The sequence below is a fragment of the Melioribacteraceae bacterium 4301-Me genome (assembly GCA_041538185.1).
Classification (GTDB): Bacteria; Bacteroidota; Ignavibacteria; order Ignavibacteriales; family Melioribacteraceae; genus Pyranulibacter; species Pyranulibacter aquaticus.
On sequence record JBGORM010000001.1, the window covers coordinates 640,800 to 657,328 of the forward strand.

The window sequence follows — 16,529 nt, forward strand, 5'->3', positions numbered from 1 at the left end:
AATGATTGACCATAACCTAATAGAAAAAATTTATTTGCAAGATAAACTTGCTATTTCGCGAACAATCACAAAAATTGAACAGGCAAATTCAAATTCAATCGAAATTTTAAAAGAACTTCACAAAAAAATTGGAAATGCATATCGAATAGGCATAACAGGTCCGCCTGGTGCTGGCAAATCAACTTTAACTAACCAGCTTACTAAGTTTTATCGTAAAGAAGGCTATACAGTTGGAATAATTGCAGTTGACCCTACAAGTCCATTCACTGGTGGTGCACTCTTGGGCGATAGAATAAGAATGGGTGAAATTGGTAACGACCCTGGAGTATTTATCCGCAGTATGGCAAGTAGAGGCAGCTTAGGCGGTCTAAGTAACAAAACTCAAGATGCAGCTGATGTTTTAGATGCAGCAGGTTACGATTTTATTATTTTCGAAACTGTAGGTGTAGGCCAATCTGAACTTGACATTGTAAAAGTAGCTGACACAACAATTGTTGTGCTAGTTCCAGAATCAGGTGATTCTATTCAAGCTATGAAAGCCGGGTTAATGGAAATTGCAGATATATTTGTGCTCAATAAAGGTGATAGACCCGGTGCAGATTCAGCAATTACTTCACTTAAAACAATGATTGCATTAAAAGACCATAACTCAGAAAGCTGGCTGCCACCAATCATTAAAACTATAGCCCAAGAAAACCATGGCATAAATGATGTTATTGAGGGAATTAATAATCACAGAAAATTCCTTATTAATCATGATTTCTTAAATAAAAAACGCGAAGAAAACATAAAAATTCGAGTTAAAGAAATTGTTGAAGAGTTCATTAAGCAAGAAATTTGGAACACGCAAAGATTAAATGAACTTAATAATGAAATTAAAAAAGCAGTTATAGGAAAATCTTCCCCATACCAAATAGCAGAAAATTTAATTAACAATTACAAAAATTCAATAATGGATTAATCCTATGTCAGCAACATTAACATCAAATCAATTTATTTTAGAATTCGATGAGAACCAAATTGCAATCAGAAACACAATAAGAGATTTTGCCGAAAAGCAAATAAAACCACACGTATTAAAGTGGGATGAAGAACAAAAATTCCCTTTAGAAATTATGAAGCAATTAGGTGAATTAGGTTTTTTGGGAATTTTGGTCCCAGAAAAATATGGAGGCTCTGGTTTAGGTTATATTGAATATGCAATAATAGTTGAAGAAATAGCAAAAGTAGATCCGGCAATCGCTCTTTCAGTTGCTGCTCATAATGGTCTGTGCACAAATCATATTTTAGTTTATGCAAATGAGGAGCTCAAAGAAAAATATTTACCCGATTTAGCAACTGGCAAAAAAATTGGTGCTTGGGGATTAACTGAACCATCTTCAGGCAGTGATGCGGCAGGCATGATGACAACAGCTATTAAACACGAAGAACATTTTATCTTAAATGGCACTAAAAACTTTATTACACATGGAGCTTCTGCCGAAACTGCGGTTGTTATGGCAATTACTGATAAGACAAAAGGTAAAAATGGCATTTCTGCTTTTATCTTAGAAAAAGGTTTTTCTGGATTCGCATCTGGTAAAAAAGAAAATAAATTAGGGATGAGAGCAAGTGAAACTGCTCAGTTAATTTTTGAAAATTGCAGAGTTCCTCTTAAAAATCTTATAGGAAATGAGGGAGAGGGTTTTAAACAAGCAATGAAAATTCTTGAGGGCGGCAGAATTTCAATAGCAGCATTAAGTGTTGGATTAGCAGAAAGCTGTTTGGATGCTGCTACTAAATATGCAAAAGAAAGAAAACAGTTTGGTAAAACTCTCTCTGAATTTCAGGCGATTCAATTTAAGTTAGCAAATATGGCAACTGAATTAGAAGCAGCGAAAATACTTACTTACAAAGCTGCAAAAATGAAAGATGAAGGGAAAGATATTTCTACTTCTGCATCAATGGCAAAATTATATGCAAGCGAAATTGCTGAAAAAGCTGCTAGTCAGGCTGTTCAAATTTTTGGCGGATATGGCTATATAAAAGAATATCCAGTTGAAAAATTTTACCGCGATGTTAAACTCTTGACCATTGGGGAAGGAACATCAGAAGTACAAAGAATAATAATTGCAAAAAATTTATTAAAGGATTAATTAGGAGATTCTAATGATTCTTGAGATAATCGAAAATTCATTTTACCAAAATGCAGCTGAATTTGTAAGAGAACTAAAATTAGAAAATCTCTTCAAAATCTCTTTTAACAAATCTATAGAAGAGTGGAATGATAAAATATTCATTAGTGATTATGAGATAATTACAACATTATTAAAGCTAATACCAGGTAATTATGTTGTAGATTATGATGATAATCTTGATGGTTTTAATATCTTTAGAGTAAAAATATAAATTCCAAGGTAAATTCTATGCCCTTCTCTATAACTCATATAAAGCTAATTTTTAGTGACATAAATTAAAGGTAATCGACATGGAATTATTCGAATCCAACCTTAAGTGGTTGAGTCATTGGTCAAAAAACAATCCATACCAATATCATCGTTGCAGTAAAAAGTATTTAAAAAATATCTTGTCGATGCGTTCCAAATTTTAAAACCTAATTCAAAATATCTGAATAATATGAAAAAAATTGGCAACCCAATTCAACAGAATGAAACTTACCTTAGACGTGAAGATTATCAAAAAAATCTTTACAGAAAAATTTTAGGCATAAAAGAAAAAGTCCAGCTTGGTGGTGGTAAAGAGGCCATACAAAAACAGCATGAAAAAGGAAAGCTAACGGCTCGCGAAAGAATAGAAAAATTAATTGACCCTGGCTCAAAATTTTATGAGTTGAATTCCTTGGCAGCTTATGGAATGTACGAAGAATATGGTGGTGCACCATCGTCGGGTACAATTTTCGGAATTGGTAAAATACACAATCGTGATTGTGTTATTGTTGCAAACGATGCAACGGTAAAAGCGGGTGCATGGTTTCCAATTACTGCTAAAAAAAATCTGCGTGCACAGGAAATTGCTATGGACAATCGATTGCCCGTTATTTATTTGGTCGATAGCGCCGGAGTATTTTTACCATTACAAGAGGATATTTTCCCGGATAAAGAGCATTTTGGAAGAATTTTTCGTAATAATGCTATTATGTCATCGATGGGGATTCCACAAATTTCTGCGATAATGGGTCCATGCGTAGCTGGCGGCGCTTATTTACCAATTATGAGTGATGAAGCGTTAATTGTTGAAGGCGAGGGTTCAGTATTTTTAGCAGGTTCACATCTTGTAAAAGCTGCAATTGGTGAAGAAATTGATAACGAAACTCTTGGTGGTGCAAGAGTACAATCCAATATTTCAGGTGTTACAGACTATATTGTAAAAGACGATGAAGAATGTCTTTTACAAATTAGAAGCTTAGTTAGTAAATTCGGTGAAATGCCCAAAGCTAATTTTAATCGAGTAGAACCAGTCCAACCTCGTTTTAATCCTCAAGAAATCTATGGTATTCTGCCAGAAGATACTATTAAACCTTATGACACTTATGAATTATTAGCAAGAATAGTTGATAATTCGGAAATTGATGAATACAAAGCCGGTTATGGAAAAACCATAATTACTGCCTACGCACGTATTGATGGTTGGGCTGTTGGCATTGTTGCCAACCAGAGAAATATTGTTAGAACTGAAACTCTTAAAGGCACTGGAGAGATGCAAATTGGTGGCGTTATCTATTCCGACAGTGCAGATAAAGCGACAAGATTTATTTTGAATTGCAATCAAAAGAAAATCCCATTGGTTTTTTTTCAAGATGTTACTGGTTTTATGGTTGGCAGCAAAGCTGAACACGGGGGAATAATTAAAGACGGCGCTAAAATGGTGAATGCTGTTGCAAACTCTGTAGTACCTAAAATTACAATTATAGTTGGTAATAGTTTTGGTGCTGGTAATTATGCAATGTGTGGCAAAGCTTACGACCCACGTTTTATTTTTGCTTATCCGAATGCAAAAATCGCCGTTATGGGCGGTTCACAGGCAAGCAGTGTTTTATTAGATATTAAAATGAAACAAATGCAAAAAGAAGGTAAAGCCTTTTCAGATGAACAAAAACAGAAATTGCTTAATGAAATTATTCAATCTTATGAAGAAAAAAGTAATATGCTTTACGCTGCAGCTCACTTGTGGATAGATGAAATAATCTCTCCTGCTGAAACAAGAGAATACATTTCTATGGCAATAAATGCAGCTAACAACAATAGCTATATCCCTAAGTTTAATGTAGGTGTAATTCAAACTTGACCTCAAAAAAATTATTTACTCTCTTTTTATATATCTATATTTTTGGATTATATTTTGCAAATACAGAACTGAATGCCAAACCTACTTTTTTATCCGGCCTCGTTTATATATCAAAATACATAGCATCTAAAGACTTCATAAAATTAAAACAAAGTAATAGCGATATTGAACTAGTCGACTCAATTTATATAACTGCTGTTAGATATTATGAAAGCGATATTTCAGAAGCTCTTTTGTGCTTAACATTTGCTTTATTACCCTTTAATAAAATGTCAATCATTCTACCTATTGTAAATATAAAAATCACCTTTCCCCTCCTTTCTGCAGCAGAAAAAATATTTAGTGAGAAATTAAAGTATCAGCCTAAAAACATTTTTTTTGATTCGCCGACTGATGACTTAGGTGACAAAGATAAGCTCTCGCATTTTTTTGGGAATGCATTTCTTTCATATAATGTTAGGTTCTTCAATTTATCTAAATTTATGGGTATTTTTGTGGAGCTTTTCGAAGCAACATTAAAAATACAAGGCAGTATTGACCACAGAGACATTTTAACTAATTATTTGGGAGAACTATTTGGAAAGGCATTAAAAGAAAACTCAAAACTGCTGCCTTCTGAAGTTCTTAAAATATATTCATTACTATTCTTACGAGCTAATTTATGAAATCAATCTTATTGATAGACGACGAAAGAGAAATTTGCGAAAGCATTAAAATGATTCTTGAATACGAAAATTATCATGTGGATTATACTACTGACTCAAACGAAGGGATAAAAAAACTTAACGAAAACTCATACGATGCACTTCTTCTTGATATTCAAATGCCGAATACAAATGGCTTTGAAATTTTAGATTGGATACAACAAAATGAAATTGACATTAAAACAATTATTATTTCTGCTCACAGCAGTATTGAAAATGCCGTTAAAGCCACAAAATTAGGTGCATTCGACTTTTTAGAAAAACCAATTGACAGAGATAAACTTTTAATTTCGGTAAGAAACGCAATAAGTCAAAATCAGCTACAAAAAGAAAATAAGAAACTCAAAAAGGATTTGGGTTTAAGCGATACTTTTATTGGTAAAAGTCAAGCTGTACTTAAAATATTAGAAACTGTTTCTACTGTTGCCAAAACTGATTCAAGAGTTTTAATTACCGGAGAAAATGGCACTGGAAAAGAAATAATTGCCAGAGAAATCCACAGGCAAAGTAACCGAAGTCACAAAGAATTAGTCGAAGTTAACTGTGCAGCAATTCCCAACGACTTGATTGAATCAGAATTATTTGGACATGAAAAAGGTGCTTTTACAGGGGCTATTCGACAGCGAATAGGTAAATTTGAGCAGGCAGATGGAAGTACATTATTTTTAGACGAAATTGGCGATATGAGTCTTAATGCTCAAGCAAAAGTATTAAGAGCAATAGAAGAAGGTAAAATTGAAAGATTAGGCGGCAGTTCAAAAATCTCCGTTGATGTAAGAATTATTGCAGCAACTAATCAAGATCTTCGGCAGGCTATTAAAGAAGGAAAATTTCGGGAAGATTTGTTTCACAGAATAAATGTAATTCCTATTTTTATACCTCCTTTACGGGAACGCAAAGATGATATTCCGTTATTAGTTGAATATTTTACAAAGCAAATTTGTGAAAAATATAATTTCCCTTTAAAAGAATTTACCGACAATGCAATTAACAGCTTAAAAAATATGCAATGGACAGGCAATGTTAGAGAGTTAAAAAACTTAATAGAGCGAATTATAATTATGATCCCTAAAAATGTTATTTCTGAAAAAGATGTTTACGATTTAATACCAAAGTCATCAAATGATTTCGATGATTTATTCAATATTTCAAATTCATTTCAGGAGTTTAAAGAGAAAGCAGAAAAGATGTTTATATTAAAGCAGTTAGAGGCTAATAATTGGAATATAAGTAAAACTGCAGAAGCTTTAGAAATTCAAAGAAGTCATTTATATGGTAAAATGAAAAAATATAATATAATAAAGGAATAATTATGGGAAAGACAATTTTTTCTAAAATTATTAATCGCGAAATTCCAGCTGATATTGTCTATGAGACAGAGTCAATTCTTGCTTTTAGAGATATCAATCCCCAAGCCCCAGTACACATTCTAATTATTCCTAAGATTGAAATACCATCAGTAAAGGAGCTGTCGGGCAAGGAGCATTCAAAGTTATTAGGTGATATGATTGACGCTGCAAATGAAATAGCAAGGAAAGAAAATATATCACAAAGCGGCTTTAGACTGGTTTTTAATTGTGGAGCAGATGCGGGTCAGGAAGTTTACCATTTGCATTTACATTTGCTTGGCGGAAGAAAGATGAATTGGCCTCCAGGCTAATGCTTAAATGCCTTATCAGATATATCTTTACGATAGTACATCCCATCAAAGTATATTGTTTGAATAACTTCATAACATCTTTTTTTACAGTAAGTTAAGTCATTATTTTTCGACTTAACTATAACATTTAATACTCTGCCGCCATTTGTAATAATTTCACCGTTAGATTCTTTTGTGCCAGCATGAAAAATAATTACATCATTATCAAAATCTTGATCTAAGCCATAAATCTTATAACCCTTTTCATAATGTTCTGGGTAGCCTTTCGATGCCAAAACAACGCCAACACATGCTCCATTGCTAAACTTAACTGAATCTTTGTCAATTTTCCCAGTTGAACTGGAATATAATAACTTAAGAAAATCGCCCTCAATTAAAGGAAGAACAACTTGAGTTTCAGGGTCACCAAAGCGAGAATTAAATTCCACTACTTTTGGACCATCACTTGTTAACATTAGTCCACAATAAAGACAACCCGAAAACTTAGAACCAACTTTTTGCATTGCAAATAAAGTTGGCTCAATAATGCTTCTTTTAATTTGCTCTAAAACGGCATTTGAGACAAATGGTGTTGGAGAATATGCACCCATTCCACCAGTATTTTTACCTGCATCCCCCTCACCTATTTTCTTATGGTCTTGTGCAGTTGGAAGCAGTACATAATCTACTCCGTCAGTAATAGCAAAAACTGAAACTTCTTCACCCTCCATAAATTCTTCAATAATAATTTTTTCGCCAGCTTTGCCAAATAAAGATTTATCAAAGTAGTTTGAAATTTCTTTTTTAGCCTCATTAAAAGAATTAACTATAACCACACCTTTTCCAGCTGCTAAACCATCGGCTTTTATTACAACTGGATATTTTGTGCTTTTCAAGTATTCAACTGCTTGGCTATAATTATCTTTTTGAAAAACGTTAAATGCAGCAGTTGGGATAGAATTTTCAATCATTAGTTGCTTGGCAAAAGATTTTTCGCCTTCTAAGCGAGCAGCATTTTTTGAAGGGCCAAAGGCAACAATACCATTTTTCTTCAATTCATCTATTATACCGTTGACCAAGGGTTGTTCGGGTCCAACTACTACAAAATCTATTGAGTTAGTCTTACAAAAATTTATTACAGAAGAAAAATTGTTTATGTCAATTTGAATATTATGTCCTAATTTTTTTGTACCAGGATTTCCTGGCAAAATAAAAAGCTCAGATAAAGAGGGACTTTCAGAAATTTTTAACGCTAATGCATGTTCTCTACCGCCTGAACCTAAAACAGCTACCTTCAATTCTCCTCCTTTAAATAGAATTGAAATTGTTTTGTTAATTCTTCTGTTAGTTTTTTGCGATTGTGCTTTTCAATAAAATCCTCATTAGGCAATGGTAATTTATTTGATTTATAAAGACTGTATATATCCAAGATTTTGTTTTTGATATCATCAACATCATCTGGCGCAGTAATAAAAGCAGCGCCGTATTCTTTTAATGCTGATTTAGCAGCTCCATCAGGCACACAAGCTAATATTGGTTTGCGCGCTCCAAAATATTCAAATAGCTTTCCTGTTGAAATTGTGTCTGCATTTTTCATATTACCAATCATCATCCATAATATATCAGTAGACTTAATTTTTTTAACAGCTTCTACATGCTCTAAATAACCATAATCAAAAATATATTCAGTTAAACCTAAGTCTGATATTAATTTTTTGTTTTCATTTCTTAGGTAGCCAATAAATTCCAATTGTATATCAGCTGCTATTTCGGGGTTTTCAATTGATAATTTTTTAAACGCTCTTAAAAAATAGACAGGAGTTATTTTCTCATAAAATATGCCTGAATATGTAAGCTTCATTTTGCTGTTGTTCTTTGGCAAAGCTTCAACTTTCTCAAAATCCTCTGGGTCATAGCCATGCGGTATAATAACAATATCATCAAAAGATAAGAATTTATAATTCATTAGTAACTTTTCTTTTATCTTCCTATTGACAGCTATAATTTTATCAGCGTGCTTAAGGGAAAAATATTCAAGTTGTTTATGTTTCCATTTGTGATATGGAGTAGGATAAAATGCGAAATGATTCTCGTACCATAAATCCCTATAATCTACAAATAGCGGGATATTAAATTCGTCTTTCAATTTTGCAGCATAATAAAATGATGAAAATGGCGGAATAGTTACATACAAAATATCAAATTTTTCAGACGAAAGTTTTTTCCTAACTAACTCATATGCTTTTTTCGACCATGATTTTTTATTGTCTGGAATAAAAAAGGCTTTGCTAATCGATGATAAAATTTTACGTAGAAATTCCTTTGGCATATTAACAGTTTGATATTTTAATCCCAAGAGCGAATTAACATCGAAAGCTTCCGTCCTAATTATTTCTATATTCGAATTTTCTATTTCTTTTAGAAGTGACATATCATGTGCAAAGTAAGCAGTATTACCTGCGGTTACCACTACAGGCTGCCAATTAAAATAAGGCATATACTTAACAAATTTTAATGTTCGTTGTACACCACTTAATCCCATTGGCGGGAAATAATAAGCTAATACTAGAACTCTAAACATAGTTATTAAATTTTTTTATAAGATTGATAATTTGGTGCTTCTTCAGTAATTATCACATCATGTGGGTGACTTTCGCGCAAGCCAGCATTTGTTATTTTTACAAATTTAGCTTTTGTCTTTAATTCATTGATATTTTTTACGCCGCAATAACCCATAGCGGCTCTTAGTCCACCGACAAATTGATAAATAGTTTCAGAAAGTGGTCCTTTGTATGGTACTCTGCCCTCTACGCCTTCAGGTACTAATTTTTTTATATCCTCTTCCATATCTTGAAAATACCTATCACTACTGCCGTGCTTCATTGCACCTAACGAACCCATACCTCTATATATTTTAAAGCTCCTTCCCTCGTAAAGAACTTTTTCTCCTGGTGTTTCTTCAACTCCTGCAAGCATGCCCCCCATCATAACTGTATCAGCACCCGCTGCAATAGCTTTTGGTACATCACCGGTCTGTTTAATTCCACCGTCAGCAATAATTGGTATCCCTTTGCCTTTCAAAGCGTTTGCTACATTTATAACAGCAGTAATCTGAGGCACACCAACACCAGCAATCACCCTGGTAGTACATATCGAACCAGCTCCAATTCCTACCTTTACAGCATCTACTCCAATCTTGATAAGTTCCAAAGCTGCTTCTCCTGTAACTATATTTCCAGCAATTAACTGAAGGTACTTATATTTTTTCCTTATTTGACTAATCGTTTTCAGCACACCTTGTGAATGACCATGCGCAGTATCAACTACAATAACATCAACATTAGAACTGACCAAAGCTTCTACTCTTTCCATAGTATCTTTTGATACTCCAACTGCAGCACCAACTCTTAATCTTCCTAAATCATCTTTACTTGCATTTGGAAATTTCTTTTTCTTAGAAATATCCTTGTATGTTATAAGTCCTTTTATTATTCCTTTTTTATCAACAACGGGTAATTTTTCTATTCTGAACTTATGGAGAATTTTCTCTGCATCTTCAAGAGTTGTGCCTAATGGGGCTGTAATTAGGTTTTCTTTTGTCATTAATTTTGATACAGGCAATTTTCTATTAGGCTCGAAACGCAAATCTCTATTAGTTAGAATTCCTATAAGCTTGCCTTGAGAATCAACAATAGGAATACCTGAAATTCTATACTTAGACATTAAGTTTTCAGCTTCTTCGACAGTTTTATCGGGGGTTAGTGTAATAGGATTGTGAATCATTCCGCTTTCAGATCTTTTAACTTTATCTACTTCTTCAGCTTGACGTGCAATAGACATATTTTTATGAATAATACCAATACCACCTTGAGCTGCCATAGCAATTGCCATTTCAGATTCTGTAACAGTGTCCATAGCAGCCGATAAGAAAGGAATATTTAATTTAATTTCAGGTGTTAAGTAAGAGGAAACATCTACCTCACGAGGAAGCACTGCAGATTTTGCTGGGAGCAAAAGAATATCATCAAATGTTAAGCCCTCAAATTCAATTTTATCTTTTCTCATAATAGCCTCTAATGATTACAAAAAAGACCACATTAAGTGGTCTCTAAATTTTCAATCAAAAGCTGAATAGCCAGTAATATCTTCACCAATTATTAAGGTGTGCATTTCATGAGTACCTTCATAAGTTTTAACTGATTCAAGATTAGCAGAATGACGCATAACAGGATATTCATCTAAAATTCCATTAGCACCTAAAATCTCTCTAGACATTCTGGCAATTTCAAGTGCTTTTTCACAATTATTTCTTTTTGCCATTGAAATTTGTGTATGTTTTACCGTTCCTTTGTCTTTCAATCGGCCCAATTGTACATTCAGCAGTTGAGCCTTTGTTATCTCTGTGAGCATATAGACCAGCTTTTCTTGAGTAATTTGATAAGCTGCAATTGGCTTACTAAACTGAATTCTTGATTTTGCATAATTTAATGCAGTATCGTAGCACGCCATCATAGAACCTACAACTCCCCATGCAATTCCGTATCTTGCTTGGTTCAAGCACATTAAAGGTGATTTAAGCCCATCACTTTTTGGCAAAATATTTTTTTCTGGCACAAAAACATCTTGGAATATTAATTCAGAAGTTACCGATGCCCTTAAAGAATGTTTACCTTTCATTTCGGGTGCTGTAAATCCTTCAGCACCTTTTTCAACTAAGAAGCCTCTAATTACCCCATCAAGTTTAGCCCAGACAACAGCTACATCGGCAATACTACCATTTGTAATCCACATTTTAGCACCGTTCAGCAAATATCCCCCTTCTACTTTTTCAGCACGAGTTATCATTCCTGCTGGGTTAGAACCATAATCCGGCTCAGTTAAACCAAAGCAGCCAATTTTTTCTCCTTTAGCAAGCTTAGGCAGCCAATAATCTTTTTGATTCTCATCACCGAAAGTATATATTGGATACATAACCAGTGCGCTTTGCACAGAGACAAAACTTCTAATTCCGCTATCACCCCGCTCAAGTTCTTGCATTACTAAGCCGTAAGCTACATTATTCATTTCGGCACAACCGTATTTGCTTGGCAAATTACTCCCAAAAAGACCTAATTCAGCCATTTTGGGTATTAAATGCATTGGAAATGTGCCCTCACGGTAATGTTTTTCAATGACAGGCAGAACTTCTAATTCAACAAATTCACGTACAGTATTTCTAACAAGAATTTCTTCTTGACTGAACAGTGAATCGATTTCTATATAATCTACACCCTTAAACATTGACATAAAAAATAATATTTACTTATGAAATATAAATAAACTATCGCAGTTCACTCAATCGTCTTCAATATTTATATCTAATTGTCTCAAAGCGCTTTTTATTATTTCGTATTCAAAACCCTTATTTTGAAGATAAGAGAAAACTTTCTGTCGAATTTTATTTTTGTCTGAATAAATTTTTATTAAGTAGTTAATTCTTTTTTGAGCTAATATAACAGCATTATTAATCAGTAAGTCAGTATCTCGATTTTCATCAATCAATTTATCTATTACTTTTCCTTCAATTCCTCGTTTTAATAAATCGGCTTTTAATTTATTTATGCCAATCTTTTTTTTAACAATATTTTGTTTATAATAATTTTCAGCAAATAAAGTGTCGTTTATATAGCCCTTTTCCAAAAATTCATTAATAACGTTTTCAACCAATTGATGATTAAATTTTTTTTGAATGAGTTTTCTTTTAAGTTCGTAGGATGAATGCTCTCTTCGTGATAACAGTTTGAAGATATAATCTTTTATTTTAAGTCTTTCTGAGTCAATTTTAAGTTCTTCTAAATCAGAATCTGATAACACATCATTTTTTCTAAGACCTTTTTTAACAGCAGATTGATAAGCTACAGTTATAGTTTCAGAGTTATCAAAGGTGATAATAACATTATTTCCCTTCTTTTGTATTGATTGAATTATCATTTACTTTTTTGTTTCTTTGTCTCTAATTCTTTCTCTTGTTGAGTTCCCTCTTGAGCTTCTTTTGGAATCATACCTAAGGAAATTTTTACCTCATTTTCTAATTTTGTCATTAGTTCGTTATCTTCCATTAATTTTTGCCTAAATTGTTCTCTCCCTTGATAACGTTCATCGTTGTAAGTAAACCAAGCACCACTTTTCTTTATAATGTTCAATTCAGAAGCGAGGTCAATCAAATCACCTGCTTTACTTATTCCTTCGTTATAAAGAATATCAAATTCAACTTCTTTAAACGGTGGTGCGACCTTACTTTTAACGACTTTAACTTTGGTTCTATTGCCCACAACATTTTGTCCATCTTTAATGGCAGCAATTCTGCGAATGTCTAATCTTACACTTGCATAGAATTTTAATGCATTACCGCCGGTTGTAGTTTCAGGGTTGCCAAACATAATTCCAATTTTGCTTCTGAGTTGATTTGTGAAAATCACACATGTTTTTGATTTACTAATAGCGCCGGTAATTTTTCGTAGAGCTTGAGACATTAATCTTGCTTGCATGGCCATCTGCGGGTCTCCCATATCGCCTTCTATTTCGGCGCGTGGCACGAGTGCAGCAACAGAATCAACTACAATTACATCTAATGCATTACTTCGAATTAAAGTATCAACAATTTCTAATGCTTGTTCTCCAAAATCGGGTTGAGAAAGCAAAAGATTATTAGTATCAACATGCAAACGTTTAGCATAATTAACATCTAGTGCATGTTCAGCATCGATAAATGCAGCAAGTCCACCTTTCTTTTGAGCTTCAGCAATAATATGAAGGCATAGTGTAGTTTTACCAGAAGATTCAGGTCCAAATATTTCTACAATTCTGCCTCGCGGTACCCCGCCAATACCCAAAGCATAATCAAGGGAAATTGAGCCAGTCGAAATTGATTCCAGCTCATTTATAACGCCATCGCCCAATTTCATTATTGTGCCTTTACCGTAGGTTTTCTCGATATTAGAAATCGTGTCTTCGAGTATTTTCATTTTAGCATCTTTATCGTTTGCCATCTGTTCCTCCGTTGTTTAATGTAAGTTAAAGTTTTTTATTTTGTGATATACCGAACCAGTAGATTTAAGCTCACTTTTAAATAAAATTATATTTGAGACGGTAAAAGTTATTTTAGGAAATATATGATTACTAAACTTATAAATTTTTTGAATATCCTCATTACCTCTAATTCTTAATAATGTAACATGTGGTTTAAACTCTCTGTTTTCTTTAGGAAATCCTAATTCATTACAACAATTGTCAATTTCATGTTGGATTATTTTTAACTGTTCTGAATCGTTTGTTTTCACCCAAAGAATTCTTGGCTGTCCAGCTTTCTTGAAAAATCCAAATTTTTCAAAAAAGAGATCAAACTTGGCTTTATCTTTAAGCACATTTGCAATTGTTTCAATCAGCTTTTTGTTTTTTTCTTCTTCTACATCACCTAAGAATTTCAATGTAATATGAAGTTTTTCTTTAGGTTCCCATTTAATTCTCGGATCGTTGTAGATGTTATCTCTTATTTCAATTAATTTATTTAAAGCATCTTCAGGAATTTCAGCTGCAATAAACAATCTATTCATCGTAAGGAATTCCTAACAAATTTCTTCTTAGCATGTCTAATGCAGCTTGAGCTGTCCTGTCTTTATTTAACAATCTATTATCGCCAAATCGGTACTCCCGCGCTGTACAGATTTTCTCATCACAAATGCCGATATAAACTAAGCCCACAGGTTTATTATCTGTGGCTCCAGTGGGTCCCATAATGCCTGTTACTGCAAGACCAATATCAGAGCCGCTAATTGCCCTTACGCCTTCTGCCATTTGTCTGCAAACTTCCATACTAACAGCGCCGTATTTTTGTATTACATCCTCGTTAACCTTTAGCAATTCTACTTTAGCGGCATTACTGTATGCAACTACACCTCTATCGAAATAATTACTACTACCGCTTATATTTGTAAGTCTATTAGAAATTAAGCCGCCCGTGCATGATTCTGCTACAGAAATTCTTAATCCCCTTTCAGTTAATAACTTAGCTACTACTGATTCAAGAGTATCATCTTCTTTACCGTAAATATATCGACCAATAATTGTTCTAATTTTCTGTTCAATTTCTGTTAGTTTGTTATGTGCTTTCTCAATTGATTCTTCTTTTACTGTTAGTCTTAATTTTACTCCAAATTGATTTGGCAAGAAAGCTAGTTTAGCACCTTCTAACAACTTATCCAAGTCACCTAACTTTTCAAATAAAAGTGATTCTGGTATACCTGTAGTAAGCAAATTCACTCTTTGAATAAACTGTTTCTGCGTACCTATTTTTTCTGTTAATTTTGGAATTACAAAACTTTCCATCATACCTTCCATTTCGTAAGGTACTCCCGGCATAGCTACAAAAATTTTTTCTTCTTTTTCAATCCAAATACCTGGTGCAGTTCCTCTTGAATTTCTAATTGCTGTAGCAATTTTAGGCACTAATGCTTGTTCTTGGTTTACTTTTGTTAATGGTCTACCGCGCGTTTCAAAAAATTTTTTAATATCGTTTAACACGTTTTGGTCTGTTACCAGCTCAGTTTTAAAAAAATTGACAACACATTTTCGTGTTACATCATCGTGTGTTGGTCCCAAACCACCAGTAACAATTACAATATTATTATTTTGGTATGCATCTTTAAATTCTTTCAATATTTCTTTTTCTTCGTCAGGAACAACACTTGTTTTTGTCACAGTAATATTTAGTTTAGTTAACTGTTCACCAATAAATGCTGCATTAGTGTTGAGAGTTTGACCAATAATTATTTCGTCACCAATAGTAATAATTTGTGCTTTCATATTATTCGATTAAATGAGTGAATTATAAAATAAATTTAATGTTATCTGAATTATAATGAAAGAATAAAAAGCTGCAACAACATCATCTAAAACCACACCCCATCCACCGCGTAATTTTTCAATTTTTCTTATTGGGAAGGGTTTAATAATATCCATTATACGCCATATCAAAAAAGCTGGTACAATTAAAAAAATGCTTTTAGGTAAAAAGAGAAAAGAAATCCAAGTACCAATGAGTTCGTCAAGTGTAAATTCCTTTGGGTCCTTGCCATAACTTTTCTCAAACTTTTCAGCCAGACCAATACCGAACACAATTAAAACAGAAATAAGGATAAGCAATAAAGTAGGGTTTTCGAAACCGGGTATTAAGTAAAAACAAAGCGCTATAAAGCTAGCAAATGTTCCTGTGGCCCATGGGAAATAGCCTGTAAAAAAAACTGAACCAATAATTTTTTCAATAAAATTAATTTTCAAGACTAAACAACCTTTTAATTAAATATCTGTTAGAATACAAATATGAAACGCCGCTAATCACTGTAATAATAGTTACAAAAAGCATCATGTAATATATAAATATAGCATTTGATAATCTTACCAAAATAAAACTGTAGTAATCGTTTACATAGTCAATAGTTTTAGCAGTATAAATTAACAACAAATAATAAAGAAAAGACATTTGGATAAAAGTTTTCCATTTTGCAAATCTACTTGTTGTAAAAGAAACGTTTTTATATTCAGCATAAGCACGTAATAAAGTAATGAATATATCTCTAACGATAATCAATATAACCATCCAAAATTCTAACACACCCACAAAAACAAACCCAAGAAAAGCAGTAGAAGTTAAAATTTTGTCAGCTAAAGGGTCTAAAAACTTTCCCCAGCTGGTAATGTAATTGAATTTTCTAGCCAACCAGCCATCATACCAGTCACTAATTGCTGCTATTAAAAAAACAATTAAGGAAATTTGCTTAAGCAATGGTTCTTCAGACAAGAATAAAAAAAGAAAAATGGGTGTAAGTATTATTCGTAACGTAGTTAATTGATTAGGAAGTATCATT

Annotated in this window: 17 protein-coding genes; 7 read left to right on the top strand and 10 right to left on the bottom strand. The window is 33.0% G+C overall.

Translation table 11 applies throughout. The annotated features are described in order from the left end of the window. The first annotated feature begins 1 nt into the window (after position 1). The 7 genes from meaB (at position 2) to ABRY23_02825 (ending at position 6,648) form a co-directional block, all read left to right on the top strand. Positions 2-961 (top strand): methylmalonyl Co-A mutase-associated GTPase MeaB, encoded by a 960-nt coding sequence (gene meaB, locus ABRY23_02795; protein MFA3781978.1) that lies wholly within the window; start codon positions 2-4, stop codon positions 959-961. A gap of 4 nt (positions 962-965) precedes the next feature. After that, positions 966-2,135 carry an acyl-CoA dehydrogenase family protein gene (locus ABRY23_02800; protein MFA3781979.1) on the top strand — a complete coding sequence of 390 codons (1,170 nt, stop codon included), beginning with the start codon at positions 966-968 and terminating at the stop codon, positions 2,133-2,135. Between the two features lie 13 nt (positions 2,136-2,148). Beyond that, positions 2,149-2,388: a hypothetical protein gene (locus tag ABRY23_02805; protein MFA3781980.1), complete on the top strand. Its 240-nt coding sequence runs from the start codon at positions 2,149-2,151 to the stop codon at positions 2,386-2,388. A 228-nt stretch (positions 2,389-2,616) separates the two neighbouring features. Beyond that, positions 2,617-4,284, top strand: a complete 1,668-nt coding sequence (locus ABRY23_02810; protein ID MFA3781981.1) for an acyl-CoA carboxylase subunit beta — start codon at positions 2,617-2,619, stop codon at positions 4,282-4,284. Then, on the top strand, positions 4,281-4,949 hold the full coding sequence (locus ABRY23_02815; GenBank protein ID MFA3781982.1) for a hypothetical protein: 669 nt from the start codon (positions 4,281-4,283) through the stop codon (positions 4,947-4,949). The genes ABRY23_02810 and ABRY23_02815 overlap by 4 nt, the downstream gene beginning before the upstream one ends. After that, the gene (locus ABRY23_02820) at positions 4,946-6,298 is read left to right on the top strand and encodes a sigma-54-dependent transcriptional regulator (GenBank protein ID MFA3781983.1); all 1,353 of its coding nucleotides are present in this window, start codon (positions 4,946-4,948) and stop codon (positions 6,296-6,298) included. Before ABRY23_02815 ends, ABRY23_02820 begins: the two co-directional genes overlap by 4 nt. Before the next feature lie 2 nt (positions 6,299-6,300). Next, positions 6,301-6,648 (top strand): histidine triad nucleotide-binding protein, encoded by a 348-nt coding sequence (locus ABRY23_02825; GenBank protein ID MFA3781984.1) that lies wholly within the window; start codon positions 6,301-6,303, stop codon positions 6,646-6,648. On the opposite strand, the gene purD is transcribed toward ABRY23_02825, so the two are convergent. Genes purD through pgsA form a run of 10 tightly spaced genes read right to left on the bottom strand, consistent with a single transcriptional unit; the run spans position 6,645 to position 16,528 of the window. Further along, positions 6,645-7,925 (bottom strand): phosphoribosylamine--glycine ligase, encoded by a 1,281-nt coding sequence (purD, locus tag ABRY23_02830; GenBank protein ID MFA3781985.1) that lies wholly within the window; start codon positions 7,923-7,925, stop codon positions 6,645-6,647. The two genes, ABRY23_02825 and purD, sit on opposite strands and share 4 nt — an antisense overlap. After that, positions 7,922-9,208 carry a glycosyltransferase gene (locus tag ABRY23_02835; protein ID MFA3781986.1) on the bottom strand — a complete coding sequence of 429 codons (1,287 nt, stop codon included), beginning with the start codon at positions 9,206-9,208 and terminating at the stop codon, positions 7,922-7,924. The genes purD and ABRY23_02835 overlap by 4 nt, the downstream gene beginning before the upstream one ends. Positions 9,209-9,213: 5 nt before the next feature. After that, a complete protein-coding gene (guaB, locus tag ABRY23_02840; GenBank protein ID MFA3781987.1) occupies positions 9,214-10,692 on the bottom strand; it encodes an IMP dehydrogenase in 1,479 nt (492 codons plus the stop codon). 51 nt (positions 10,693-10,743) lie between these two features. Beyond that, positions 10,744-11,913, bottom strand: coding sequence for an acyl-CoA dehydrogenase family protein (locus ABRY23_02845; protein ID MFA3781988.1), 1,170 nt, complete (start codon positions 11,911-11,913; stop codon positions 10,744-10,746). A gap of 48 nt (positions 11,914-11,961) precedes the next feature. Beyond that, complete coding sequence (locus ABRY23_02850) at positions 11,962-12,597, bottom strand: regulatory protein RecX (protein MFA3781989.1); 636 nt, start codon at positions 12,595-12,597, stop codon at positions 11,962-11,964. Further along, on the bottom strand, positions 12,594-13,655 hold the full coding sequence (gene recA, locus ABRY23_02855; GenBank protein MFA3781990.1) for a recombinase RecA: 1,062 nt from the start codon (positions 13,653-13,655) through the stop codon (positions 12,594-12,596). Before recA ends, ABRY23_02850 begins: the two co-directional genes overlap by 4 nt. A 15-nt stretch (positions 13,656-13,670) precedes the next feature. Beyond that, entirely contained in the window at positions 13,671-14,219 is a 549-nt protein-coding gene (thpR, locus tag ABRY23_02860) for an RNA 2',3'-cyclic phosphodiesterase (GenBank protein MFA3781991.1), read from the bottom strand. Beyond that, on the bottom strand, positions 14,212-15,468 hold the full coding sequence (locus ABRY23_02865; protein ID MFA3781992.1) for a competence/damage-inducible protein A: 1,257 nt from the start codon (positions 15,466-15,468) through the stop codon (positions 14,212-14,214). Before ABRY23_02865 ends, thpR begins: the two co-directional genes overlap by 8 nt. Before the next feature lie 9 nt (positions 15,469-15,477). Then, the gene (locus tag ABRY23_02870) at positions 15,478-15,942 is read right to left on the bottom strand and encodes a phosphatidylglycerophosphatase A (protein MFA3781993.1); all 465 of its coding nucleotides are present in this window, start codon (positions 15,940-15,942) and stop codon (positions 15,478-15,480) included. Continuing rightward, on the bottom strand, positions 15,932-16,528 hold the full coding sequence (gene pgsA, locus ABRY23_02875) for a CDP-diacylglycerol--glycerol-3-phosphate 3-phosphatidyltransferase (protein MFA3781994.1): 597 nt from the start codon (positions 16,526-16,528) through the stop codon (positions 15,932-15,934). The genes ABRY23_02870 and pgsA overlap by 11 nt, the downstream gene beginning before the upstream one ends. Position 16,529 lies beyond the last annotated feature (1 nt).